28 protein-coding genes are annotated in these 24,538 nt (G+C 58.5%); 23 read left to right on the forward strand and 5 right to left on the reverse strand.

The window, feature by feature from the left end:
• The first annotated feature begins 200 nt into the window (after nucleotides 1–200).
• The 14 genes from paaA to ACOT0L_RS10345 all read left to right on the forward strand — a co-directional run bounded on the left by paaA (nucleotide 201) and on the right by ACOT0L_RS10345 (nucleotide 13,560).
• Nucleotides 201–1,130 carry a 1,2-phenylacetyl-CoA epoxidase subunit PaaA gene (gene paaA / locus ACOT0L_RS10280; protein WP_022648019.1) on the forward strand — a complete coding sequence of 310 codons (930 nt, stop codon included), beginning with the start codon at nucleotides 201–203 and terminating at the stop codon, nucleotides 1,128–1,130.
• A gap of 12 nt (nucleotides 1,131–1,142) precedes the next feature.
• Nucleotides 1,143–1,430, forward strand: coding sequence for a 1,2-phenylacetyl-CoA epoxidase subunit PaaB (gene paaB / locus ACOT0L_RS10285; protein ID WP_003857353.1), 288 nt, complete (start codon nucleotides 1,143–1,145; stop codon nucleotides 1,428–1,430).
• Nucleotides 1,431–1,438: 8 nt separating this feature from the next.
• On the forward strand, nucleotides 1,439–2,185 hold the full coding sequence (gene paaC / locus ACOT0L_RS10290; RefSeq protein ID WP_063147362.1) for a 1,2-phenylacetyl-CoA epoxidase subunit PaaC: 747 nt from the start codon (nucleotides 1,439–1,441) through the stop codon (nucleotides 2,183–2,185).
• Nucleotides 2,186–2,196: 11 nt separating this feature from the next.
• Complete coding sequence (gene paaD / locus ACOT0L_RS10295; protein ID WP_126503730.1) at nucleotides 2,197–2,694, forward strand: 1,2-phenylacetyl-CoA epoxidase subunit PaaD; 498 nt, start codon at nucleotides 2,197–2,199, stop codon at nucleotides 2,692–2,694.
• Nucleotides 2,695–2,701: 7 nt separating this feature from the next.
• Complete coding sequence (paaE, locus tag ACOT0L_RS10300) at nucleotides 2,702–3,772, forward strand: 1,2-phenylacetyl-CoA epoxidase subunit PaaE (RefSeq protein WP_126503732.1); 1,071 nt, start codon at nucleotides 2,702–2,704, stop codon at nucleotides 3,770–3,772.
• Nucleotides 3,769–4,536, forward strand: a complete 768-nt coding sequence (gene paaF / locus ACOT0L_RS10305; RefSeq protein WP_126503735.1) for a 2,3-dehydroadipyl-CoA hydratase PaaF — start codon at nucleotides 3,769–3,771, stop codon at nucleotides 4,534–4,536. Before paaE ends, paaF begins: the two co-directional genes overlap by 4 nt.
• The gene (paaG, locus tag ACOT0L_RS10310) at nucleotides 4,536–5,324 is read left to right on the forward strand and encodes a 2-(1,2-epoxy-1,2-dihydrophenyl)acetyl-CoA isomerase PaaG (RefSeq protein ID WP_108367520.1); all 789 of its coding nucleotides are present in this window, start codon (nucleotides 4,536–4,538) and stop codon (nucleotides 5,322–5,324) included. The genes paaF and paaG overlap by 1 nt, the downstream gene beginning before the upstream one ends.
• Nucleotide 5,325: 1 nt before the next feature.
• A complete protein-coding gene (gene paaH, locus ACOT0L_RS10315) occupies nucleotides 5,326–6,750 on the forward strand; it encodes a 3-hydroxyacyl-CoA dehydrogenase PaaH (protein WP_045309008.1) in 1,425 nt (474 codons plus the stop codon).
• Entirely contained in the window at nucleotides 6,740–7,162 is a 423-nt protein-coding gene (gene paaI / locus ACOT0L_RS10320) for a hydroxyphenylacetyl-CoA thioesterase PaaI (protein WP_023300032.1), read from the forward strand. The genes paaH and paaI overlap by 11 nt, the downstream gene beginning before the upstream one ends.
• A complete protein-coding gene (gene pcaF, locus ACOT0L_RS10325) occupies nucleotides 7,162–8,367 on the forward strand; it encodes a 3-oxoadipyl-CoA thiolase (protein WP_126503737.1) in 1,206 nt (401 codons plus the stop codon). The genes paaI and pcaF overlap by 1 nt, the downstream gene beginning before the upstream one ends.
• 26 nt (nucleotides 8,368–8,393) lie before the next feature.
• Complete coding sequence (gene paaK / locus ACOT0L_RS10330; RefSeq protein ID WP_023306139.1) at nucleotides 8,394–9,710, forward strand: phenylacetate--CoA ligase PaaK; 1,317 nt, start codon at nucleotides 8,394–8,396, stop codon at nucleotides 9,708–9,710.
• A gap of 122 nt (nucleotides 9,711–9,832) precedes the next feature.
• Nucleotides 9,833–10,768: a phenylacetic acid degradation operon negative regulatory protein PaaX gene (gene paaX / locus ACOT0L_RS10335; RefSeq protein ID WP_126503739.1), complete on the forward strand. Its 936-nt coding sequence runs from the start codon at nucleotides 9,833–9,835 to the stop codon at nucleotides 10,766–10,768.
• Between the two features lie 9 nt (nucleotides 10,769–10,777).
• The gene (gene paaY, locus ACOT0L_RS10340) at nucleotides 10,778–11,383 is read left to right on the forward strand and encodes a phenylacetic acid degradation protein PaaY (protein WP_023300036.1); all 606 of its coding nucleotides are present in this window, start codon (nucleotides 10,778–10,780) and stop codon (nucleotides 11,381–11,383) included.
• Between the two features lie 179 nt (nucleotides 11,384–11,562).
• A complete protein-coding gene (locus ACOT0L_RS10345; protein ID WP_023306141.1) occupies nucleotides 11,563–13,560 on the forward strand; it encodes a BCCT family transporter in 1,998 nt (665 codons plus the stop codon).
• A gap of 38 nt (nucleotides 13,561–13,598) precedes the next feature.
• Here ACOT0L_RS10345 and ACOT0L_RS10350 read toward each other — a convergent pair whose 3' ends face one another.
• Complete coding sequence (locus ACOT0L_RS10350) at nucleotides 13,599–14,234, reverse strand: helix-turn-helix domain-containing protein (RefSeq protein ID WP_022648032.1); 636 nt, start codon at nucleotides 14,232–14,234, stop codon at nucleotides 13,599–13,601.
• Between the two features lie 203 nt (nucleotides 14,235–14,437).
• Here ACOT0L_RS10350 and ACOT0L_RS10355 point away from each other — a divergent pair, with 203 nt between their 5' ends.
• Complete coding sequence (locus ACOT0L_RS10355) at nucleotides 14,438–16,414, forward strand: alkyl/aryl-sulfatase (RefSeq protein ID WP_022648033.1); 1,977 nt, start codon at nucleotides 14,438–14,440, stop codon at nucleotides 16,412–16,414.
• 53 nt (nucleotides 16,415–16,467) lie between these two features.
• On the opposite strand, the gene ACOT0L_RS10360 is transcribed toward ACOT0L_RS10355, so the two are convergent.
• Nucleotides 16,468–17,220, reverse strand: a complete 753-nt coding sequence (locus tag ACOT0L_RS10360) for a hypothetical protein (protein ID WP_421637257.1) — start codon at nucleotides 17,218–17,220, stop codon at nucleotides 16,468–16,470.
• Nucleotide 17,221: 1 nt separating this feature from the next.
• Complete coding sequence (locus ACOT0L_RS10365) at nucleotides 17,222–17,419, reverse strand: hypothetical protein (protein WP_022648035.1); 198 nt, start codon at nucleotides 17,417–17,419, stop codon at nucleotides 17,222–17,224.
• A gap of 258 nt (nucleotides 17,420–17,677) precedes the next feature.
• On the opposite strand from ACOT0L_RS10365, the gene ACOT0L_RS10370 reads away from it, so the two are divergent.
• From ACOT0L_RS10370 to ACOT0L_RS10405, 8 genes are read left to right on the forward strand one after another with little or no spacing between them, the layout of a single operon-like run.
• The gene (locus ACOT0L_RS10370) at nucleotides 17,678–18,112 is read left to right on the forward strand and encodes a nuclear transport factor 2 family protein (protein ID WP_022648036.1); all 435 of its coding nucleotides are present in this window, start codon (nucleotides 17,678–17,680) and stop codon (nucleotides 18,110–18,112) included.
• Complete coding sequence (locus ACOT0L_RS10375; RefSeq protein ID WP_048965991.1) at nucleotides 18,109–18,828, forward strand: SDR family NAD(P)-dependent oxidoreductase; 720 nt, start codon at nucleotides 18,109–18,111, stop codon at nucleotides 18,826–18,828. Before ACOT0L_RS10370 ends, ACOT0L_RS10375 begins: the two co-directional genes overlap by 4 nt.
• Complete coding sequence (locus tag ACOT0L_RS10380) at nucleotides 18,825–20,084, forward strand: NAD(P)/FAD-dependent oxidoreductase (protein WP_063841502.1); 1,260 nt, start codon at nucleotides 18,825–18,827, stop codon at nucleotides 20,082–20,084. Before ACOT0L_RS10375 ends, ACOT0L_RS10380 begins: the two co-directional genes overlap by 4 nt.
• Nucleotide 20,085: 1 nt before the next feature.
• Nucleotides 20,086–20,808, forward strand: a complete 723-nt coding sequence (locus tag ACOT0L_RS10385) for a DUF1365 domain-containing protein (RefSeq protein ID WP_022648039.1) — start codon at nucleotides 20,086–20,088, stop codon at nucleotides 20,806–20,808.
• Nucleotides 20,805–22,025 carry an SAM-dependent methyltransferase gene (locus ACOT0L_RS10390; protein WP_126503741.1) on the forward strand — a complete coding sequence of 407 codons (1,221 nt, stop codon included), beginning with the start codon at nucleotides 20,805–20,807 and terminating at the stop codon, nucleotides 22,023–22,025. Before ACOT0L_RS10385 ends, ACOT0L_RS10390 begins: the two co-directional genes overlap by 4 nt.
• Nucleotides 22,022–22,507, forward strand: a complete 486-nt coding sequence (locus ACOT0L_RS10395; protein WP_023300043.1) for a DUF2878 domain-containing protein — start codon at nucleotides 22,022–22,024, stop codon at nucleotides 22,505–22,507. Before ACOT0L_RS10390 ends, ACOT0L_RS10395 begins: the two co-directional genes overlap by 4 nt.
• Entirely contained in the window at nucleotides 22,504–23,028 is a 525-nt protein-coding gene (locus ACOT0L_RS10400) for a hypothetical protein (protein WP_048965995.1), read from the forward strand. The genes ACOT0L_RS10395 and ACOT0L_RS10400 overlap by 4 nt, the downstream gene beginning before the upstream one ends.
• On the forward strand, nucleotides 23,025–23,558 hold the full coding sequence (locus tag ACOT0L_RS10405; RefSeq protein WP_023300045.1) for a DUF3833 domain-containing protein: 534 nt from the start codon (nucleotides 23,025–23,027) through the stop codon (nucleotides 23,556–23,558). Before ACOT0L_RS10400 ends, ACOT0L_RS10405 begins: the two co-directional genes overlap by 4 nt.
• On the opposite strand, the gene ACOT0L_RS10410 is transcribed toward ACOT0L_RS10405, so the two are convergent.
• Nucleotides 23,555–24,013 carry a DMT family transporter gene (locus ACOT0L_RS10410; protein WP_022648044.1) on the reverse strand — a complete coding sequence of 153 codons (459 nt, stop codon included), beginning with the start codon at nucleotides 24,011–24,013 and terminating at the stop codon, nucleotides 23,555–23,557. The two genes, ACOT0L_RS10405 and ACOT0L_RS10410, sit on opposite strands and share 4 nt — an antisense overlap.
• 4 nt (nucleotides 24,014–24,017) lie before the next feature.
• On the reverse strand, nucleotides 24,018–24,452 hold the full coding sequence (locus ACOT0L_RS10415) for a DMT family transporter (protein WP_003857304.1): 435 nt from the start codon (nucleotides 24,450–24,452) through the stop codon (nucleotides 24,018–24,020).
• Between the last annotated feature and the right edge of the window lie 86 nt (nucleotides 24,453–24,538).

A 24,538-nucleotide genomic window follows, 5' to 3' on the forward strand; every position in this document is an offset into this window, starting at 1 on the left:
AACGTTGTGATCTCTATTGCTTAGCCTGACCCCCCGAAAGCCTTGTATCATCGGCCTTTCATGAAAAGGCTTGCGAGCGTCGTCACAAAATAAACAAACGCTTCTTGGGGTTACATTTAACCTTTGTGTAACTTTTAAGAAACCAAATGATTCACCATTATGCTGTTTTTGGTGATTTAACGAATCACAAAGGTGGTTATGTGACGCAAGAACAACGCTTTGAGCAACGCATCGCACAGGAGACGGCCATCGAGCCGCAGGACTGGATGCCGGATGCCTATCGCAAGACGCTGATCCGCCAGATTGGACAGCACGCCCACTCTGAGATTGTCGGCATGCTGCCGGAAGGAAACTGGATCACCCGCGCGCCGACGCTGCGCCGGAAAGCCATTCTGCTGGCGAAGGTTCAGGACGAAGCCGGACACGGCCTGTACCTCTACAGCGCGGCGGAAACGCTGGGCTGCGCCCGGGAGGACATCTATCAAAAGATGCTCGACGGCAAGATGAAATACTCCTCCATCTTCAACTATCCGACCCTGAGCTGGGCCGATATCGGCGTCATTGGCTGGCTGGTGGACGGCGCGGCCATTGTGAACCAGGTGGCGCTGTGCCGTACGTCTTACGGCCCGTATGCCCGGGCGATGGTGAAAATCTGTAAAGAAGAGAGTTTCCACCAGCGTCAGGGTTTTGAGGCCTGCATGGCGCTGGCGCAGGGCAGCGAAGCCCAGCGGCAGATGTTGCAGGACGCCATCAACCGTTTCTGGTGGCCCGCGCTGATGATGTTCGGACCCAACGACGACAACTCCCCAAACAGCGCCCGCAGTCTTGCCTGGAAGATCAAACGCTTTGGCAACGATGAGCTTCGCCAGCGCTTCGTGGACAACACGGTGCCTCAGGTGGAGATGCTCGGCATGACCGTGCCGGATCCCGACCTGCGTTTCGATGAAGAGAGCGGCCACTACCGCTTCGGCGAAATCGACTGGCACGAATTTGACGAGGTGATCAACGGGCGCGGGATCTGCAACCACGAACGTCTGGCCGCAAAACGTAAAGCCTGGGACGACGGCGCATGGGTGCGTGAAGCCGCTCTGGCCCACGCGGAAAAACAACGCGCCCGCCAGGCCGCATAAGAGGAATCAACCATGAGCAATGTTTACTGGCCGTTATACGAAGTTTTTGTCCGTTCGAAGCAGGGGCTGTCGCACCGCCATGTGGGCAGCCTTCACGCTGCCGACGACCGCATGGCGCTGGAAAACGCGCGCGATGCCTATACCCGCCGCAGCGAAGGCTGTTCCATCTGGGTGGTGAAGGCGAGTGAAATCGTCGCCTCCCAGCCGGAAGAGAGCGGGGAGTTTTTCGATCCGGCGGAAAGCAAGGTCTACCGCCATCCGACGTTTTACACCATCCCTGATGGCATTGAGCATATGTGAGGTTGGGGATGAACAACGTATCTGCTTATGCCCTGCGTCTGGGCGACAACGGTCTGGTGCTCTCACAGCGTCTGGGCGCCTGGTGCGGCCATGCGCCGGAGCTGGAAATTGACCTGGCGCTCGCCAATATCGGCCTTGATCTGCTCGGGCAGGCGCGCAATTTCCTGACCTACGCCGCTGAACGGGAGGGTAAGGGTGATGAAGACACCCTGGCCTATGGCCGCGATGAGCGTCAGTTCCGCAATCTGCTGCTGGTGGAACAGCCAAACGGCAGCTTCGCCGACACCATTGCCCGTCAGTATCTGATGGATGCGTGGAACGTAGCGCTGTACGAACGGTTGATCCACAGCAGCGACAGTCAGCTTGCCGCCATCGCGGCAAAAGCCATTAAAGAGGTGCGCTATCACCTGCGTTTTAGCCGCGGCTGGCTGGTGCGGCTGGGGGACGGGACAGAAACCTCCTCACAGAAAATGCAGCAGGCGGTGGATAGCCTGTGGCGCTTTACGGCTGAATTGTTTGACGCCGACGACGTCGAGCTGGCGCTGGTTGACACCGACGTGGCGGTTGATCCGCGCGCCCTGCGGGAACCGTGGGAGCGCGAAGTGTTTGCCGGGCTGGCGGAAGCTACCCTCCGCGTACCCGAGGAAGTGGCGTATCGCACGGGCGGCAAGAAGGGGCTACATACTGAACACCTCGGACCGATGCTGGCTGAGATGCAGTATCTCCAGCGCGTTTACCCCGACCAGCAGTGGTAAAGGAGAACGCTATGCAACGCCTCGTCGACATTGCGTCTGCCCAAATCCCGCAGATTTGGGCGCTGTTAAACCAGATCCCCGACCCGGAAGTGCCGGTGCTGACCATCACCGACTTAGGCATGGTGCGCAGCGTGAAGGCGCAGGGGGAAGGCTGGGTTATAGGCTTCACGCCAACCTATTCGGGCTGTCCGGCAACGGAGCATCTGCTGGGGGCGATCCGCGAAACTCTGACCGGGAACGGCTTTTCCCCGGTACATATTGTGCTGCAACTGGAGCCCGCCTGGACCACCGACTGGATGACCGACGATGCCCGCAGGCGCCTGCGGGAATATGGCATCAGCCCGCCTGTCGGCCATAGCTGCCATGCCCACGTTCCCGCGGAGGTGAGCTGCCCGCGCTGTGCGAGCACCGATACCTCGCTCATCAGTGAATTTGGTTCCACGGCCTGCAAAGCGCTCTACCGCTGCAATACCTGCCGTGAGCCCTTCGACTATTTCAAATGTATTTGAGGCTGCCATGACAACGTTTCATTCATTAACAGTGGCAAAAGTGGAACCCGAAACCCGCGACGCGGTGACCATTACCTTCGCGGTGCCGCAGGCGTTACAGGAGGCGTACCGCTTCCGTCCCGGTCAGCATTTGACCCTGAAAGCCAGTCCTGGCGGGGATGAACTGCGCCGCTGCTACTCCATCTGCCGGAGCACCGCGTGCGGTGAGATCAGCGTGGCGGTCAAAGCCATCGAGGGCGGACGTTTTTCCCGCTATGCCCGGGACGAGATCAAACCTGGCATGGCACTGGAGGTGATGGTGCCCCAGGGGCATTTTGGCTACCAGCCGCAGGCCGAACGCGAAGGCCACTATCTGGCGATTGCCGCCGGGTCCGGGATCACCCCGATGCTGGCGATTATGTCCGCTACGCTGGCCACTGAAGCCCACAGCCACTTCACCCTGATTTACGGTAACCGCAGCAGCCAGAGCATGATGTTCCGCCGGGCGCTGGCGGACCTGAAAGATAAATACCCGCAGCGTTTGCAGCTGATCTCTATCTTCAGCCAGGAGACGCTCGACAGCGATCTGCTCCATGGCCGTATTGACGGGGAAAAGCTCCATGCGCTGGCAAAAACGCTGGTGAATTTCCGCCAGTACGATGAAGCCTTCATCTGCGGCCCGTCGGCGATGATGGACGAGGCTGAGGCGGCGCTGAAAGCGCTGGGTATGCCGGAAAAAGCGATCCATTTTGAACGCTTTAACACGCCGGGAACCCCCGTTAAACGGACAGTCAGCGTGCAGGCCGACGGGCAGAAGGTCACCGTCCGTCAGGACGGGCGCGACAGGGAGATCACCCTGACGGCGGACGACGAGAGCATTCTTGACGCGGCCCTGCGTCAGGGGGCGGATCTGCCTTACGCCTGCAAGGGCGGCGTGTGCGCCACCTGCAAATGCAAAGTGCTTCGCGGGAAGGTGGACATGGCGACCAACTACAGCCTGGAGCCGGACGAGCTGGCCGCAGGCTATGTGCTGAGCTGTCAGGCGCTGCCGTTAACCGCTGACGTTATCGTCGATTTTGATGCGAAGGGGATGGCATGAGCGAACTGATTGTCACCCGTCATGGCCGCGTGTTGCAGCTGACGCTTCACCGTCCGGCGGCGCGCAACGCGCTCAACAATGCGCTGCTCACGCAAATCGCGGAGCAGCTTGAAGCCGCCGCCGCGGATGCGGAGATCGCCGTCTGTGTGATTTACGGCAACGAACGCTGCTTTGCCGCCGGGGCCGATCTCAACGAAATGGCGGAGAAAGACCTGCCCGCCACACTGAACGATATCCGCCCGCAGCTGTGGGCGCGGATAAACGCCTTCACCAAACCGCTGATTGCCGCCGTGAACGGCTACGCGCTGGGGGCAGGCTGTGAGCTGGCGCTGCTCTGCGACGTGGTGATTGCCGGTGATAACGCCCGCTTTGGCCTGCCGGAAATCACCCTCGGGATCATGCCGGGCGCAGGCGGCACACAGCGGCTAATCCGTAGCGTGGGCAAATCGCTGGCCAACAAAATGGTGCTGACGGGCGAAAGCATCACGGCGGTTCAGGCGCACAGCGCCGGGCTGGTCAGCGACGTCTACCCGGCCTCGCTGACGCTGGAGTACGCCCTGAAGCAGGCGGGGCTGATGGCGCGCCACTCGCCGCTGGCGTTACAGGCGGCGAAGCAGGCGCTTCGCCAGTCGCAGGAAGTGCCGCTTCAGGCCGGGCTGGCGCAGGAGCGTCAGCTGTTTGCGCTGCTCGCGGCCACAGACGATCGCCGGGAAGGTATCAACGCCTTTTTACAAAAACGCACCCCAGACTTTAAAGGACGCTAATTGTGGAATTTATTCTGAGCCATGTTGAGCAGGGCGTAATGACCATTACGCTGAACCGCCCGGAGCGCCTGAACAGCTTTAACGACGTCATGCACCAGCAGCTTTCCGAATGCCTGAAGCAGGCCGAGCGCGATGACGCTATCCGCTGCCTGCTGATCACCGGGGCAGGACGCGGTTTCTGCGCCGGGCAGGATCTCAACGACCGTAACGTGGACCCGACCGGCCCCGCGCCGGATCTGGGCATGTCCGTTGAGACTTTTTACAACCCGCTGGTGCGCCGCCTGGCAAAACTGCCGAAGCCGGTGATTTGCGCGGTTAACGGCGTGGCGGCGGGGGCAGGTGCCACGCTGGCCCTCGGCTGTGACATGGTGATTGCGGCCCGTTCAGCCAGCTTTGTGATGGCCTTCAGCAAGCTCGGGCTGGTACCGGACTGCGGCGGAACCTGGCTGCTGCCGCGCGTGACCGGACGCGCCCGCGCCATGGGGCTGGCATTGCTGGGCGACAAGCTCAGCGCCGAGCAGGCACAGGCCTGGGGAATGATCTGGCAGGTGGTGGACGACGAGCAGCTCTCCGCCACCGCACAGCAGATGGCGCTGCATTTTGCCTCGCAGCCGACCTATGGCCTGGGCTTGATCAAGCAGGCAATCAACGCCGCCGAAACCAACACCCTCGACGCCCAGCTTGATCTGGAGCGCGACTATCAACGTCTGGCCGGACGCAGCGACGACTACCGGGAAGGCGTCAGCGCGTTCCTGGCAAAACGCGCGCCGAACTTTACGGGGAAATAAGATGGTGAATATCCATACGGTCGCCGTCATTGGCAGCGGCACCATGGGCGCCGGGATTGCCGAAGTGGCAGCCAGCCACGGTCATCCGGTTCTGGTGTACGACATTGACGCTGCGGCGATTTCCCGCGCCGTCGACGGCATTCGCCAGCGGCTGTCCTCTCGCGTTGCGCGCGGAAAACTCTCTGCCGACGCCGGGGAACAGATCCTCGCCCGCCTGACGCCGGTGACGAATATCAGTGCTCTGGCGAAAGCCGATCTGGTGATCGAGGCGGCCTCCGAGCGGCTTGACGTGAAAAAGGCGCTGTTTACCCAGCTGGCAGAGGTTTGCCCGCCGCAGACGCTACTCGCCAGCAATACCTCGTCTATTTCCGTTACCGCGATTGCGGCGGAGATAAACCACCCTGAACGCGTCGCCGGGCTGCACTTCTTCAATCCTGCCCCGGTGATGAAGCTGGTGGAGGTGGTCAGCGGGCTGGCGACCTCACCCGAAGTGGCCGATGCGCTGTGCGAGCTGGCGCTGAGCTGGGGAAAGCAGCCGGTACGCTGCCAGTCCACGCCGGGGTTTATCGTCAACCGCGTAGCGCGTCCTTTCTACTCGGAAGCCTGGCGCGCGCTGGAAGAGCAGGTGGCAGCGCCCGAGGTGATCGACGCCGCCCTGCGAGACGGCGGGGGTTTCCCGATGGGGCCGCTTGAGCTGACGGACATGATTGGTCAGGACGTCAACTTTGCCGTGACCTGCTCCGTATTTAACGCCTTCTGGCAGGAGCGTCGTTTTTTGCCTTCGCTGGTGCAGCAGGAGCTGGTGCTGGCGGGGCGTCTGGGTAAGAAAAGCGGGCAGGGCGTTTACCGCTGGCAGGAGGACAAACCCGCCGTCAGCTGGCTCGCCCCGGTCAGCCACAGCTTCAGCCCGATGCGCGCACAGCGAAGAAGTGACGGTGTCACGGAAATTGACGATCTGTTGCTGATCGAAACGCAGGGTGAAACCGCGCAGTCGCTGGCGCTGCGCCACGGCTGTCCGGTGGTGGTGGTCGACCGCATCGAGCGGGATGTGGCCGTTATAGCCGCCGCGCCCGGCAACCCGCACGCCGCCACGCAGAAAGCCATTTACTGGTTGCAGCACCAGGAGAAACGGGTGGTCCAGATTGCGGATTACCCCGGCCTGCTGATCTGGCGCACGGTGGCGATGATTGCCAACGAAGCGCTGGATGCCCTGCAAAAAGGGGTCGCCAGTGAGCAAGACATCGATACCGCCATGCGCTTAGGGGTCAACTATCCCTGCGGCCCCATCGCCTGGGGCGAGCGCCTTGGCTGGCAGCGTCTGTTAACGCTGCTGGAGAACCTGCAACGTCACTACGGCGAGGAACGTTATCGCCCCTGTTCACTGCTGCGCCAGCGTGCGCTTCTGGAGAGTAGTTATGAGTCATAACGCCTGGCATAACGCCCGCGCGATGTACGAACGGGACGCCTGCGCGCAGGCGATGGGGATGGACATTATCGAGATGGGCGAGGGCTACGCGGTGGTGACCATGACCATCACCCCGCAGATGCTTAACGGGCATAAAACCTGCCACGGCGGACAGCTATTCTCGCTGGCCGATACCGCCTTTGCCTACGCCTGCAACAGTCAGGGGCTGGCGGCGGTGGCCTCAGGCTGCGCCATCGATTTTCTGCGTCCGGGCTTTGCTGGCGATAAGCTGACCGCTACCGCGCGGGTGAAGCATCAGGGCAAACTGACCGGCGTCTACGACATCGAAATTCAGAATCAACAACAGAAAACCGTCGCTCTTTTTCGCGGGAAATCCCACCGCACCGGCGGCAGTGTGACAGGAGAAGCCTGATGCGTAACGCATTTATTTGTGAGGGTGTGCGTACCCCGGTCGGTCGCTACGGTGGAGGATTATCCAGCCTGCGTGCCGATGACTTAGGGGCCGTTCCGCTGCGTGCGCTGCTGGCGCGTTACCCGCAGCTCGATCTGGAGCGCATAGATGACGTGATCTTCGGCTGCGCAAATCAGGCCGGAGAGGATAACCGCAACGTGGCGCGCATGTCGTCGCTGCTGGCCGGGCTGCCGCAGACCGTTTCCGGTACCACCATTAACCGCCTGTGCGGCTCCGGTCTGGATGCCCTTGGCTTTGCGGCGCGCGCCATTAAGGCCGGGGATGGCGATCTGCTGATCGCCGGTGGCGTCGAATCCATGTCCCGTGCGCCGTTCGTGATGGGTAAAGCCACCGCGGCGTTTCAGCGTCAGGCGGAGATCTTCGATACCACCATCGGCTGGCGATTTGTGAATCCGCTCATGCATCAGCAATACGGAACTGACAGCATGCCGGAAACGGCAGAGAATGTAGCGGAATTGTTAAATATAAGCCGTGCCGATCAGGACGCATTTGCCTTGCGCAGCCAGCAGCGCACCGCGCTGGCGCAGCAGAATGGCGTTCTGGCGCAGGAGATAATCCCGGTACAGGTAACGGGGAAAAAAGGCGCGGTAACGGAAGTGAGCGTAGACGAGCATCCGCGCGCCGAAACCACCCTTGAACAGCTTGCCGCGCTGAAAGCCCCGTTTCGCAAGAACGGTGTGGTGACGGCGGGGAACGCCTCTGGCGTCAACGACGGGGCGGCGGCGCTGATTATCGCCAGCGAGCCGATGGCGCTTGCCCAGGGGTTAACCCCGCGTACCCGTATTATGGCCATGTCGACCGCGGGCGTCGAGCCGCGTCTGATGGGATTAGGCCCGGTTCCCGCCACCCGTAAGGTGCTGGAACGTGCCGGACTCAGTATCACCGATATGGACGTCATTGAGCTTAACGAAGCCTTCGCCGCACAGGCGCTGGGGGTGCTGCGTCAGCTGGGCTTGCCGGATGACGCGGAGCATGTCAACCCGAACGGCGGAGCGATCGCGCTAGGTCATCCGCTGGGAATGAGCGGTGCCAGACTGGCGCTGGCCGCGAGCAATGAATTGCACCGACGCGGCGGGCGCTACGCGCTGTGTACGATGTGCATCGGTGTGGGTCAGGGCATTGCCATGATCCTTGAGCGTGTTTGAGCGAACAATAATGTGAGTACCCTGCGATGATAAATACAACAAAGCTTGATCCGATCGAAACCGCGTCCATTGATGAATTGCAGGCGTTGCAGACCGCGCGTCTGAAGTGGACGCTGAACCACGCCTACAACAACGTTCCGATGTACAAACGCAAGTTTGATGCCGCGGGCGTTCACCCTGACGATTTCAACGAGCTGGCGGACCTGCAAAAATTCCCGTGCACCACCAAGCAGGATCTGCGCGACAACTACCCGTTCGATACCTTTGCGGTGCCGATGGAGCAGGTGGTGCGTATTCACGCCTCGTCGGGCACCACCGGAAAGCCGACCGTGGTGGGGTATACCCAGAATGATATCGACAACTGGGCCAATATCGTCGCCCGTTCCCTGCGCGCCGCCGGGGGCAGCGCGAAGGATAAAATTCACGTCGCCTACGGTTACGGGCTCTTCACCGGCGGGCTGGGGGCGCACTACGGTGCAGAGCGTCTGGGGGCGACGGTGATCCCGATGTCCGGCGGCCAGACGGAGAAGCAGGCGCAGCTGATCCGCGATTTCCAGCCGGATATGATCATGGTGACGCCCTCTTACTGCCTGAACCTGATCGAAGAGCTGGAGCGTCAGATGGGCGGTGATGCCAGCGCCTGTTCCCTGCGCGTCGGCGTGTTTGGCGCCGAGCCGTGGACGCAGGCGATGCGCCGCGAAATCGAGAAACGGCTGGGCATTACCGCGCTGGATATCTATGGTCTCTCCGAGGTGATGGGGCCGGGCGTGGCGATGGAGTGTCTTGAAACCGCTGACGGTCCGACCATCTGGGAAGATCACTTCTTCCCGGAGATCGTCAACCCGAATGACGGCACGCCGCTGGCCGACGGCGAGCAGGGCGAACTGCTGTTCACCACGCTGACCAAAGAGGCGCTGCCGGTGATCCGCTACCGCACCCGCGACCTGACGCGCCTGCTGCCGGGTACCGCACGCACCATGCGCCGGATGGATCGCATCAGCGGGCGTAGCGACGACATGCTCATCATTCGCGGCGTTAACGTCTTCCCGTCACAGCTTGAAGAGGAGATCGTCAAGTTCGAACATCTTTCGCCGCACTATCAGCTGGAGGTGAACCGCCGCGGGCATCTTGATTCACTTTCGGTGAAGGTCGAGCTGAAACAGAGTAGCTTAACGCTGACGCATGAACAGCGTTGTCAGGTCTGCCATCAGCTGCGTCATCGGATTAAATCGATGGTGGGGATTTCAACCGATGTGATGATCGTTAACTGCGGCAGCATACCGCGATCCGAGGGTAAAGCCTGCCGGGTGTTTGATTTGCGTAAGGTTGCGGCTAACGGATGAGGGATCTACACAAAATAATGTCTGCATCGACGGCCCCCTCTCCCTTGAGGGAGAGGGCTGGGGTGAGGGGGAAACCCCAAATTCCTATGCTATGATTCATCCAGGAAAAAAATAACAACAGAATGAATCACATGAATAAACTTGATGCCTTTATCCAGCACGCAGTCAGCTCTGTTCCCGTCAGCGGAACGTCGCTTATCTCCTCGCTGTATGGCGACGCGCTTTCCCATCGCGGCGGAGAGATCTGGCTCGGCAGCCTGGCGGCCCTGCTGGAAGGGATGGGATTCGGGGAGCGCTTTGTGCGCACCGCGCTGTTTCGCCTCAACAAAGAGGGCTGGCTGGACGTGTCCCGCATTGGCCGCCGCAGCTTTTACCGTCTCAGCGACAAGGGGCTGCGTTTGACCCGACGCGCGGAAAATAAAATCTACCGTGCAGAACTGCCGGCGTGGGATGGTAAATGGCTGCTGCTGCTTTCCGAGGGGCTGGATAAAACCACGCTCGCGGACGTGAAAAAACAGCTCATCTGGCAAGGGTTCGGCACGCTGGCGCCGAGCCTGATGGCCTCGCCGTCGCAGAACCTCGCGGACGTGCAGTCGCTGTTGCATGACGCGGGCGTGGCGGAAAACGTCATTTTCTTTGAAGCTCATTCGCCGCTGGCTTTGTCACGCGCGGCGTTACGATCCCGCGTGGAAGAGTGCTGGCAGCTGAACGAACAAAACGCGATGTACGAAACGTTTATCAACTCGTTCCGTCCGCTGCTGCCGCTGCTGAAAGAGGCGTCGCCCGAGGATTTAACCCCGGAACGCTGCTTCCAGATCCAGCTGTTACTCATTCATTTTTATCGTCGCGTGGTGCTGAAAGATCCGCTGTTGCCGGAGGAGTTACTCCCGGCGCACTGGGCGGGACAGAGCGCGCGACAGCTGTGCATTAACATCTACCAGCGCGTGGCAGCGGGAGCCCTGGCGTTTGTCAGTGAGAAGGGGGAAACCTCCGTCGGCGAGCTGCCCGCGCCCGGCACGCTTTATCACCAGCGTTTTGGTGGTCTGAATATCACATAAGGAGAGGGTATGCCTGTTTATCAAATTGATGGTCTGACGCCGGTCGTGCCTGAAGAGAGCTATGTTCACCCGACCGCGGTGCTGATTGGCGACGTGATCCTCGGCAAAGGTGTTTACGTAGGCCCCAACGCCAGCCTGCGCGGTGATTTTGGCCGGATCGTGGTGAAAGACGGCGCGAACATTCAGGATAACTGCGTGATGCACGGTTTTCCGGAGCAGGACACGGTGGTGGAAGAGGACGGGCATATCGGTCACAGCGCGATCCTGCACGGCTGCATTATCCGTCGTAATGCGCTGGTGGGGATGAATGCGGTGGTGATGGACGGAGCGACGATCGGCGAAAACAGCATCGTCGGGGCGGCGGCGTTTGTGAAGGCCAAAGCGGAAATGCCTGCGAATCACTTAATTCTTGGCAGTCCGGCGAAAGCGATTCGTGAGCTAAGCGCGCAGGAAATAGAGTGGAAAAAGCAGGGCACGCGGGAGTATCAGGTGCTGGTGGATCGCTGTAAGCAGACGCTGCATCAGGTAGAGCCGCTGCGGGAAGAAGAGCCCGGCCGCAAACGGCTGGTATTCGATGAGAACTTACGGCCCAAGTCGGCTGGCCGGGATAATTAACCATTTCTTGCCTGCGAAATAATGCAATGGCATAGGGATGCGTTAACGCGCAACAAATACCCTTTGGGGATAGTGTATAATTGAACGTTTCAGACCTGCATCCATAAAGGGATTTTGTTACCCTGACGCAGATCACGCCTCTCATTCAGAGCGGTCAATGCGTTTATGGAAGACACTATATGAGTGAAAACGACACTATCCCAAAGCAGTCCAAAAGCCAGATTAACAAAGCGGTATTTTACACATCTGCTTTGTTAATTTTCCTTCTTGTCGCCTTTGCCGCGATTTTCCCTGACGTTGCCGATAAAAACTTTAAGCTACTGCAACAGCAAATATTCACCAACGCCAGCTGGTTTTACATTCTTGCCGTCGCGCTGATTTTAATGAGTGTGACGTTCCTCGGCTTGTCCCGCTACGGCGATATTAAACTCGGGCCCGACCACTCCCAGCCTGACTTCAGCTACCACTCCTGGTTCGCCATGCTGTTCTCGGCGGGGATGGGGATCGGCCTGATGTTCTTCGGCGTGGCGGAGCCGGTCATGCACTACCTTTCCCCGCCGGTGGGGACACCTGAAACGGTCGCTGCGGCCAAAGAGGCCATGCGGCTGACATTCTTCCACTGGGGGCTGCACGCCTGGGCTATCTACGCCATCGTTGCGTTGATTCTGGCGTTCTTCAGCTACCGCCACGGCCTGCCTTTGACGCTTCGTTCGGCGCTTTATCCGATTATCGGGGACCGTATTTACGGCCCGATAGGTCATGCGGTGGATATCTTCGCGGTAATCGGCACCGTATTTGGCGTGGCGACCTCGTTAGGTTACGGCGTTTTACAGGTCAATGCCGGGCTGAACCACCTTTTTGGCGTGCCCATCAACGATACCGTGCAGGTGATCCTTATCGTCCTGATTACCGGGCTGGCGACCATTTCTGTGGTGTCCGGTCTGGATAAAGGCATTCGCATTTTATCAGAGCTCAATCTGGGGCTGGCGGTACTGCTGCTGGTGCTGGTGTTGTGCCTGGGGCCAACCGTACTCCTGCTGAAATCCTTTGTGGAAAATACCGGCGGATACCTGTCCGAGCTGGTGAGCAAGACGTTTAACCTGTACGCTTATGAACCGAAATCCAGCAACTGGCTGGGAGGCTGGACGCTGCTGTACTGGGGCTGGTGGCTGTCCTGGTCGCCGTTTGTCGGGATGTTCATTGCCCGTGTGTCCCGCGGCAGAACCATCCGCGAGTTCGTGACTGGCGTGCTGTTTGTCCCGGCGGGCTTTACCCTGATGTGGATGACGGTGTTCGGCAATAGCGCCATTTACCTCATCATGAACAAGGGAGCGTCCGATCTGGCGAATACCGTCCAGCAGGACGTGGCGCTGGCGCTGTTTAATTTCCTTGAGCATTTCCCGTTCTCTTCCGTGCTGTCATTTATCGCCATGGCGATGGTTATTGTCTTCTTTGTAACCTCAGCCGACTCCGGGGCGATGGTGGTGGATACCCTCGCGTCCGGCGGCGAGGCCAATACACCCGTCTGGCAGCGCATCTTCTGGGCCGCGCTGATGGGCGTAGTCGCTATCGCGCTGCTGCTCGCGGGCGGACTGAGTGCGCTGCAAACCGTGACTATCGCCAGCGCGCTACCGTTCTCGATGATCCTGCTGGTGTCGATCTATGGCCTGCTGAAGGCGCTCCGACGCGATTTGACCAAACGCGAGAGCCTGAGTATGGCCACGATCGCGCCGACAGCGGCCCGTAACCCCATTCCGTGGCAGCGCAGACTGCGTAACATCGCCTACTTACCTAAACGCTCCCTGGTGAAACGCTTTATGGAAGAGGTGATCAAACCGGCCATGGTGCTGGTGCAGGATGAACTGAATAAGCAGGGAACGCAGAGCCATATCAGCGACGCGTCGGACGATCGTATTCGCCTTGAGGTGGATTTAGGCAATGAGCTGAATTTCATTTATGAAGTCAGGCTGCGTGGCTATAACTCGCCGACCTTCGCGCTAGCGGCCATGGAGAATGATGAGAATCAGGCAGAACAGCACCGGTACTATCGGGCAGAAATCTACCTCAAGGAAGGTGGGCAAAATTACGATGTGATGGGCTGGAACCAGGAGCAGTTAATTAACGATATCCTGGACCAGTATGAAAAACATCTGCACTTCCTGCACCTGGTGCGTTAATCAGCCAGCCCCTGAAGCATTCGCTTCAGGGGCGTAATTTAATACGCCTCCGGCAGCGGACGGTCTATCGACACCAGCTTTCCGCGCTTCATGGTGATATAGCCCCCGGCTTTAAGATCCGCCAGCACGCGAAAGACATGCGTTCGCGACAGGTTAGTGCGCTTGATGATAAACAGCGCCAGACCCTCATTCTCTCCCGTGTGGGTTTCCTGCCGATAAAGATAGCGATAGAGCATGGGTTTAATGGTCTGGTAGCTGGTGACCTGCCTGCGTTCGTTATGCAGGTCGATGGTGAATATCGACATATAGGTCAGTATGGTGGCCAGCGCCTGCATGCGCTCAGGCCCACCCTGGAAAAAAAACTGGTCGAAGTCGGCCCAGGATATTCTCACCAGTTTCACCCTGGCACTGCTGCGATATTCATACTTCGCCAGTGGACAATACCTTTCCATTAACCCGATCGGCATATACTCAATAGTATTGCCAATATTCAGCCCATCATCAGGCATTAATATCGTCAGCGACCCTTCAGTACAGAAATAAATATAGCCAGGTTCAACGGTGAGTTTTTTATTTGCGGCAACGGTTAAGACCTCGCCTTCACAAAGCATTTGCGGAAAAAATTGCCCAATATTGAGTTGCTGATAATAGGTATGGATATCCTGAAAATTCACGCTAAGCCTCTCCCCGCAACGTCTGCTATGGTAGCGAGTATAGCAGCAATAGCCCACGGATTACGAATCGATAAATAACCAGTCCCATATGGGACTATGAAGGCAAGGTATTCTGGTTAGAATGGTCCTCAATGAGTTCGCATTAAAATTATCCGCCACAATTAAATATCGCTGGCGGCGCAATTAATCTATGAGGCCATTTAATGAAATTAACGATAATCGCTAAACATCTGGCGCTGGCCGGTGTGTTGACGTCGCTGTCGCTTTCCGCGTTTGCGGAAGTACAGCCGCAGGATGCCACTCCTACAACCCAGCAGGCTAATAACGCCCTGTATAACAAATTACCGTTTGCCGATAAAACCGACTTTGAAAATGCCCATAAAGGCTTTATCGCCCCGCTGCCGCAAAACATGATCAAAGGCGAGCAGGGGAACGTTATCTGGAACCCGGCGAAATATGATTTCGTCAAAGAGGGTGAAAAAGCCCCGGATACGGTAAACCCGAGTCTGTGGCGTCAGTCACAGTTGATCAACATTGGCGGGCTGTTTAAGGTCACCGACGGCGTGTATCAGATCCGTAATCTCGATCTCTCCAACATGACCATCATTGAGGGCGAGAAGGGCATTACCGTTATCGACCCGCTGTTAAGCGCTGAACCGGCGAAAGAAGCGCTGGATCTCTACTATGCAAACCGCGGCAAGAAACCGGTCGTGGCTGTGGTGATCACCCACAGCCACGTTGACCACTATGGCGGCCTGCGCGGCGTGGTTGACGAAGCTGACGTCAAGTCTGGCAAAGTGAAAATCTACGCGCCGGATGGCTTTATGAAAGAGGCGGTTTCCGAAAACATTATGGCCGGAAACGCGATGAGCCGCCGTGCGAGCTATATGTACGGCAACCTGCTGAAGCCGGATGCAAAAGGCCAGGTGGGTGCAGGCCTTGGCACCACCACCTCTGCGGGTACTGTCACCCTCATCCCGCCGACCGACTACATTACCCATACCGGTCAGGAAGAAGTGATCGACGGTTTGACCTACGACTTTATGATGGCGCCGGGTTCAGAAGCTCCGTCGGAGATGCTGTGGTACGTCAAAGAGAAGAAAATGATCGAGGCCGCAGAGGACGTGACCCATACTCTGCACAACACCTACTCCCTGCGCGGCGCGAAAATCCGCGACCCGCTGGCCTGGTCTAAGTACATTAACGCCGCCATTGAGCGCTGGGGCGCGGACGCGGAAGTGATTATTGCGCAGCACCACTGGCCGACCTGGGGTAACGAGAATATCGTCAAGCTGATGAAAGGCCAGCGCGATATGTACCGCTACATCAACGACCAGACCCTGCGTATGGCCAACAAAGGCCTGACTCGCGATGAGATCGCCGCAGAATTTAAGCTGCCGGAATCGCTCGAGAAACAGTGGGCAAGCCGCGGTTACTACGGCTCCGTTAGCCACGACGTCAAAGCCACTTACGTGTTTTATCTCGGCTGGTTCGACGGCAACCCGGCAACCCTCGACGAGCTGCCGCCTGAACAGGCTGCGAAGAAGTTCGTGCAGTACATGGGCGGCGCTGATGCCATCATGCAGAAAGCCAAAGCGGATTATCAGCAGGGTAATTACCGTTGGGTTGCTCAGGTGGTCAGCAAAGTGGTCTTTGCCGATCCTAACAACCAGGCTGCCCGTAATCTGGAAGCCGACGCGCTTGAGCAGTTAGGTTACCAGGCGGAAGCGGGCACCTGGCGTAACTTCTACCTGACCGGCGCGCAAGAACTGCGTAATGGCGTGAAGAAGCTGCCGACGCCGAACACCGCCAGCCCGGATACCGTGCGAGCGATGACCCCGGAAATGTTCTTCGACTACCTGGGTGTGCACATCAACGGGGTGCGGGCCGGTAACGCGAAGGCGGTCTTCAATGTCGATCTCGGTAAGGATGGCGGAAAATACAAGCTGGAGCTGGAAAACGGCGTGCTGAACCATACCGCCAACGCGCAGGCGAAGGATGCCGACGCAACTATCGCGCTTGACCGCACCACGCTGAACAACATCATCCTTAAGAAAGAGACGCTGAAGCAGGCGATGGATAAAGGTGACGTGAAGGTGAGTGGAAACGGGGCGAAGCTGGAAGAGATGCTGAGCTACATGGACAAATTTGACTTCTGGTTCAATATCGTAACGCCATAAGTTCAGGTTTCATCCACATAATCCTGGCGCCTTAGAAATAAGGCGCCATTTTTTTATTCACGCATCGCCAGCGCGCTGGCACTTGCCGGATCGAACAGCGAAATACTCTCGATCTGATCAAGCATGATCACCTTACGGAAATCCATAGCGCTTTTTGGCTCTGAGTCGAGCGTAACCTCATGCTCGGCGTACCATTTGCTGTAGTTGTGCTCAATACACAGCTGCATGTTCTCCCCGTCGCGGTAGCCGCTCAGCATCGGGATAAGCACGATATTGGCGGTTTTTTCATACTCCAGCGTGGCGGTATGGATCATGCCAATATAAATCCGCCGCGACTTCAGCGTGACGTGCGCAAGTTCACCTTCCTCCATGCACTGATAGAGCAGTTGTTCAATCCCGCTCGATTGCGCCAGCCGCTTGTAGAGCTTTTTCCGGCCTTCGCCGTCCAGCCGCGCGCTGCCGGCCCAGTTAGAACGATAGAGACAAAACAGGATCGCAAAGGCCAGCATCACCACGACCGGAGCCTGAATTCCTAAAAAGCTCCAGTTCATAAAATCAATTTGCCAGTCGGCGTATTTTGCGGACGTGAAATGGAACGTGTTGTCGGCGGCGGAGAGGGCGAACAACAGCAGCCAGAGCAGGTCGGTGGCGATCACGCCCTGTAAAACGAAAATGCAGCCATACAGCGCCACAAGGAAATAGACATCCCAGCCGAATGAACGCTTAATTTTGAACCGGGTTGAGAGATCGCGGCTGGTGTACCAGTAGCCGCATACCATCAATACCATGAATATTGCCGTTCCCATTTCAGGCCCTCTTCAGCGCGTTGACATGGCGCAGAAAGTCCTGCCGAACCTCGTTACTTTTGTAGTTAACCGAGGCGTTTCCATCCTGATCGATGATGATGCGGTCGCCATCCTCTACGGCTTCGATAATTTCCTGGTGACTCATAACCTGCAACAAGGATTCCGGGCTGGAAAAGAGCGCCATCAGTAAATTTTTCATCGCGTGACATCCTTATGAATTAAAAGGATAAGTCTGGAAGATAAATGGCACCTTTGCCTTAAGGTTATCCCTAAAAAATAACGGCACGGCGGTGAGAATCTGCTTTTGACTCAAATTGGCACCTCAGGGAAAGTTTTTAAAGTACTGAATTAAAAGAGGTATAAAAAATATATCTGCACAAACTTGGACAAATAACGCTAATTGTGTAAGTTTTAATTATGCTATTTCGCTACGTTGTTTACAGCCAGGATGTGACCCATGAGCACGTTGCCGTCCGTCATCAGTCGATTCGTTGATTATTACGCCACGCTGGATACCCAGCCACCTTCGGCTCTGGCAAAGATTTATCGCGCCGATGCCACGCTTATCGATCCCTTTGGCGAACACAGCGGGTTGTTCGCGATTCAGCGCTATTTCACTCACCTGCTGGCTAACGTCCAGCGGTGCCGCTTTACCGTCGATGCACCGTTGCAGCAGGGCGATCGCTTTGTTGTTACCTGGATGATGCACTGGTCGCACCCGCGTATTGCCCGGGGGGCAATGCGCCAGCTGCCGGGCTGCTCTGTGGTAGACATGCGCGACGATCGCATTGTTCGCCAGCGGGATTACTACGATGCCGGAGAGATGATTTACGAACATCTTCCGGTGCTCGGCTGGGCCGTACGCGGCGTGAAGCGGAGAGTGAAATCATGAAAACGGTTCTGATCACCGGCGCAAGCTCGGGCATAGGGGCCGGGCTGGCGAAATCTTTTGCCGACGATGGCTACCGGGTGATTGCCTGCGGGCGCGATGCGCAACGTCTGGCAGCCGTGCATCAGCACAGCCCCAACATTACGGTGCGCCTGTTCGATATGACAGACAGGGACGCCTGTCGCCAGGCGCTGGCGGACTGTGCTGCCGACACGGTGATTCTTTGCGCCGGAACCTGCGAGTATCTCGATCGCGGCGAGGTGGATGCCGCGTTGGTGGCGCGGGTCATGACCACCAATTTCATGGGGCCGGTAAACTGCCTTGCGGCGTTGCAGCCGCAGCTGATATCCGGCAACCGCGTGGTGCTGGTCAGTTCGATGGCGCACTGGCTTCACTTCCCGCGAGCCGAAGCCTATGGCGCCTCTAAAGCGGCGTTAACCTGGTTTGCTGAGACGCTGCGCCTCGACTGGGAGCCGAAAGGGATCGCCGTCACGGTCGTTTCACCTGGTTTTGTCGACACGCCGCTGACCCGAAAAAATGATTTCCCGATGCCGGGCCGGGTCAGCGTGGAGGACGCCGTCCATGCCATTCGTCGCGGTCTGGCAAAAGGGAAGGATCATATCGCGTTTCCCGCCGGGTTTAGCCTGGCGCTGCGCCTGCTCTCCGGTCTGCCCGATATACTTCAGCGCGCACTGCTGCGCAGGATGGTGCGACCATGAAGATCGCGATTATCGGCAGCGGTATCGCCGGGTTAACCTGTGCCTGGCGGCTCGCCGGACATCATCAGGTCACGCTGTTTGAAGCGCAGGCTACGCCGGGCGGGCATACCGCAACGGTGGATGTCGACACGCCGCAGGGCAACTTTGCCATCGACACCGGTTTTATTGTCTACAACGACCGCACCTATCCGCGCTTCATGGGGCTGCTGAGCGAACTGGGCATCAGCGGGCAAAAAACGCAGATGAGTTTTTCGGTACATAACCCGCAGAGCGGGCTGGAGTACAACGGCCACACGCTGACGTCGCTGTTCGCCCAGCGTCGTAATCTGTTAAACCCTGCCTTCTGGACGCTGCTGAAGGAGATCGTGCGCTTTAACCGGCTGGCGAGACAGACGCTCCGGGGTGACGTCAGCGAGTCCGCCACGCTGGAGACGTTCCTGCACCAGCACCGCTTCACGCCTTTTTTTGCGCGTCACTACATTCTGCCAATGGGGGCGGCTATCTGGTCATCCTCGCTACAGGAGATGAAACGCTTCCCGCTGCCGCTCTTTTTACGCTTTTTTGAAAACCACGGTCTGCTGGACATTACCCATCGTCCGCAGTGGTACGTGGTGCCGGGTGGCTCCCGGGAGTACATTCGCGCGATGCTGGACAAGCTAGGCGATCGCCTGACGCTGCACCTCAATGCGCCGGTGCAGCAGATTATTCGCCACGATCGCGGGGTTGATATAACGCGTGAGGGCGTAACAGACAACTTTGATCAGGTGATCTTCGCCTGCCACTCCGCTCAGGCGCTGGCGATGCTCGCCAGCCCTACGCAGGCTGAACGTGAGGTGCTGGGTGATATCGGCTGGCAGCGTAACGAGGTGGTGCTTCACAGCGATCCGCGCTGGCTGCCGGTGCGCAAGCGCGCGTGGGCGAGCTGGAACTACCGCCTCAGCGAGCAGGATCGGGCCAGCGCCTGCGTCACCTATAACATGAATATTTTGCAGGGACTGCCGCCGGGTAGCCCGCTGTTTTGCGTCACCCTCAACCCGGAAACGCCGGTGGAAGAACGCTATGTGCTGCGCCGCTTTGTCTATGAGCATCCGCTTTTTAACCCGCAAAGCTGGCAAGCCCAGGCCCGACGCGGAGAAATAAACGGTCGCCAGCGGAGCTGGTTCTGCGGCGCGTACTGGTACAACGGCTTCCACGAAGATGGGGTACGCAGTGCGCTGGATGTGGTAAACGCCATTGCGGCCGGGGAGGGCAACTGAGATGAACAGCTGCCTTTACCACGGCACATTGCGCCATCGCCGTCTTTCGCCAAAAGCGCACCACTTTACCTACAGCGTCTTTATGGCCTGGCTCGATCTCGATGAGCTGGACGCGCTGCCCTCCGTCGGTGTGCGCCGTAACCGCGTTGCGCCCGCGGCATTTTATGATGCGGACTACCCGCTGGGCACGCCGCTCAAAGAGCGCGTCCTTGAGCGTCTGGAAAATCTGACCGGCGAACGCCCGGCGGGGCGGGTCATGCTTCTAACCCAACTGCGTTATTTCGGCTTTCATTTTAACCCGGTCAATTTTTACTACTGCTATGACAGGGAAGACACCCTGCGCTGGGTTCTCGCCGAAGTCCGCAACACGCCGTGGAATGAACGACACTACTACGCGGTAGCGGGGCGGGACGCCCCACCGACGGAAAAAGCGTTTCACGTCTCGCCCTTTAATCCGATGGACATGGTCTACCACTGGCGCTTCAACAGTCCGGCCAGCACGCTGCGCATGCATATCGAAAACCATCAGGAGACGAAGGTGTTTGACGCCACTCTGACGCTGCGCCGGGAGCCGCTGACGCGCGCAGCGCTGCGGTCGCTGCTGGCGCGGATCCCGTTGATGACCCTCAAAACCGTTCTCGCTATTTACTGGCAGGCGCTCAGGCTGTGGCTGAAGCGCGTGCCGCTGCATAACCATCCCCTAAGCAGGAGTGAACGCTCATGACCGATCCCGTCTTTGCGCTTGAACCCGATTTCCCGCGCAACGTCCGCGTCGCGCGATGGCTGCTTTTTCGCCTGCTGAACGGGCTGCGCGGCGGCTCGCTGACGCTGCGTGAAGGCGCCCAGACGTTCCAGTTCGGCGACGCCTCCGCCGCGCTTCACGCTGAGGTGCAGGTACTCGCTCCGGGCGTCTACTGGCGCATTCTAACCGGGGGCAGCCTCGCCGCGGCACAAGCGTGGATAGATGGCGACTGGGAGACGGCCCACCTGACGCCGCTGCTGGAGCTGATAGCGCGCAATAGCCAGATCCTCGGGCAACTGGAAAAAGGGTTTCGCCTGCTCGGGAAACCGGTAGAGCGGCTACGGCACTGGATGCGGCGCAACTCCCGCGCGCAGGCACGGGAAAATATTGCCGCCCATTACGATTTGGGCAACGCCTTTTACGCCCATTTCCTTGATGAACAACTCCTTTACTCCAGCGCGCTGTTTACCGGGGAAGAGCAGGATCTGGCAGCGGCTCAGCAGGCAAAAATGGCCAGGCTGTGCGACCAACTGGCGCTCGCCGCAAACGATCATCTGCTGGAGATTGGTACCGGCTGGGGGGCGATGGCGGAATATGCCGCCCGTCATTATGGCTGCCGGGTAACAACTACCACGCTATCGCAGGAGCAGTACCACTGGGCAACCGCGCGGATCGCGCGGGCAGGTTTACAGGATCGCGTTGAGGTGCTGCTCTGTGACTACCGCGATCTGACCGGAGTGTACGATAAGCTGGTGTCGGTTGAGATGATTGAAGCCGTCGGCCAACGCTACCTGCCAACGTTTTTCCGCACCTGCCAGGCGCGTCTGCGTCCGGGCGGGCGGATGGCGATTCAGGCCATCACCATTCAGGATCAGCGCTATCGCGACTACAGCAAAAGCGTCGATTTTATTCAGCGCTACATCTTCCCCGGCGGCTTTTTGCCCAGCATCACCGCCATGAATGAACTGATGACCCGCCATACCGATTTTGTCGTGCGTAACCTCTTCGATATGGGGCCGGACTACGCCCGCACGCTGGCGCACTGGCGTCAGCGCTTCGTTCACGCCTGGCAGGAGATTGAAAAGCTCGGATTTGATGACCGTTTCCGTAGGATGTGGCTGTACTACCTCGGCTACTGTGAAGCCGGGTTTAACGCCCGCACCATCAGCGTGGTGCAACTGACTGCGGAACGCGTATGAAGCGCTACGGGCAGGTCTTTCTGCTGGCCATCGGGTTTGATCTCTACTGGACGCTGGTGGTGCTGTTTCGCGAGCAGGGGCTGGTCATCTGGATCGCGCTGGCGCTGATTGCCTGGCTGCTGTTACCGCCATCACACCGGGTATACGCCCTTGTGCTGGCGGCGTCGGGCGCGATGCTGGACGCCCTCTGGGCGCTGACGGGGCTGATTTCATTCACTGGCACGTCTCTGATGCCGCTATGGATGGTGGCGCTGTGGCTGATGTTTGCCACCGTCTGGACGCAACTGACCCGCACGACCACCTTGCCGGGCTGGCTGCTGACGGCGCTGGCGACCCTGGGCGGGCCGCTGGCCTACCTGTTTGGCGAGCGTCTGGGGGCCATCACGTTCCTGGAGCCGACTTTTATCGTCGTCAGCTGGATGATCCCGGGCTGGCTGGTGCTGATGCTGTTTTTCCACCTGCTGATGGGGAGACAACAATGAGACATCTGTTACTCGCGCTCGCGCTAACCGTTATGGCCTGTAACGCGCAGGCGACTGACTGGCTGAGCTGGCGCAAGGTAGGCGATGCCACCCTCACCTGGGGGCCGTTTACCGTTTATACCTCTCAGCTGCTGACGCCCGACGGCAGCTATACAGGAACAGACAGCGATAACGCGCTGATTATCACCTATGCCCGGGATATCGATGGCGACGACCTGGTCGAGGCGACCCGCGACCAGTGGCAGGCGCAGGGCATTTTGCAGCAGGAGCCGCAGAGTGAAGCCTGGCTGCGGATGCTAAAAGCGCTCTGGCCCGACGTCACGCCCGGCACGCAGCTCGCGTTTGTGGTTAATAACGGTCAGGGGCAATTCTGGTATCGCCCCACGGCTTTGCAGAAAAAATTTACGCCCCTCGGGCCGCGCCAGTCGGCAGCGTTTAGCTCGCGCTTTCTGGCGATCTGGCTCGATCCCCGCACCGAGTATCCTGAACTGCGTCAGCAGTTAATCGGAGGACCACAATGAAACGATTCCTGTTAATGGCGCTTACACTGACAATGCTGGTGGCCGGGTGCAGCACAGAAGTGACCGAGTATCGTCAGCAGCAGCCAAGGCTTGATATTTTCCACTACTTCCAGGGCAAAACCGAGGCGTGGGGGATGGTGCAGGACCGCAGCGGTAAGCAGATCCGCCGTTTTCACGTCGAGATCGCCGGAGATGTCATCGGCGATACGCTGACGCTGAACGAGCATTTTGTCTATGACGACGGCGAGAAGCAAAAGCGCGTCTGGCATATCCGCCGCATTGGCCACGATCGTTACGAAGGCACGGCGGGTGACATAGAAGGTGTCGCGACAGGTCAGGTTTCGGGCAACGCCCTTAACTGGCGCTACAGCATGAACGTGAAGGCGGACGGTAAAACCTGGCTGCTGCACTTTGATGACTGGATGTATTTGCAGGACAGCACCCGCCTATTCAATAAAACCGAGATGAAGAAATTTGGCGTCACCGTCGCCACGGTGACGCTGTTCTTTACCCGCAAAGAGGGCGGTTAATCCTCTTCGGGCTGAGGTTTACTGCTTGAGTAGATGAAGAAGAGCGCGATACTCAGGCAGACCACGGCCCCGAAACGGCTCGCTGAAAACGGAATGGCTTCATTGTTCAGCCAGCCAAAGTTATCAATCAGCATGCTCATGGCCAGCTGACCCAGGATCACCGCTACCGTGGCAACGGCGGTGCCGATACGCTGCACCGCGAGCACCATAATCACGATATAAGGGACGCCGCACAGGGCGCCCAGAAGCTGCCACTTGGGCACATCCATCAGGCTGACCGCCTGTTTCGGCTCAAAAAAGAAAATGAGCAGGGCGGTTACCAGCGCGCCGACGGAAAAGGTCAGAAACGCGCTTTTGAATACCCCCACGCTGCTGCCTAATTGCCCGTTAATGGCAGCCTGAATGCTCAGCGTCGCGCCGCCAATCACCGCCAGAATAATCATAATCACTGTCATAACGTTACCCCTGCGCCACGAGAATGAGCGCGGCGATGATAAATCCCAGCGCAATAATGCGTTTTGTATCGATCCTGCGGTGCGGCGTACCCAGCAGGCCATAGTGGTCAATAATCAGGCTTTTAAAGACCTGGCCTGCCAGAATGCCGATCATCGTCATAGCAATACCGATCGCTGGCGTGGCAATGGTGAGAATGATGACGTAGACCGGGCCGAGCACGCCGCCCAGCAGGTGCCATGACGGCTGCGCAAAAAATGAGGGACTGTTGCGGGGGCTGAAAAACAGCATCAGCAGAAACGTCAGCCCGGTTCCCACGCTAAATATGCTGAACGCCGCCCACAGGTCGCCCACCTCCGCGCCCAGCGGCCCCAGCAGCCCGGCTTCCACGGACAGCCCCATGCCGCCGGCAATCACCAGTAAAATTAAAATAATGTGCATAACGCTTTTTCTCCTTTTTCCAGGCGGAGAAGATTACGTCTGAACATAATTGAGAAAAATGCCATAATGCAGGAAACACCTGTGCA

The sequence above is a fragment of the Enterobacter cloacae complex sp. XAL002 genome, assembly GCF_049236805.1.
GTDB classification, from domain to species: Bacteria; Pseudomonadota; Gammaproteobacteria; order Enterobacterales; family Enterobacteriaceae; genus Enterobacter; species Enterobacter intestinihominis.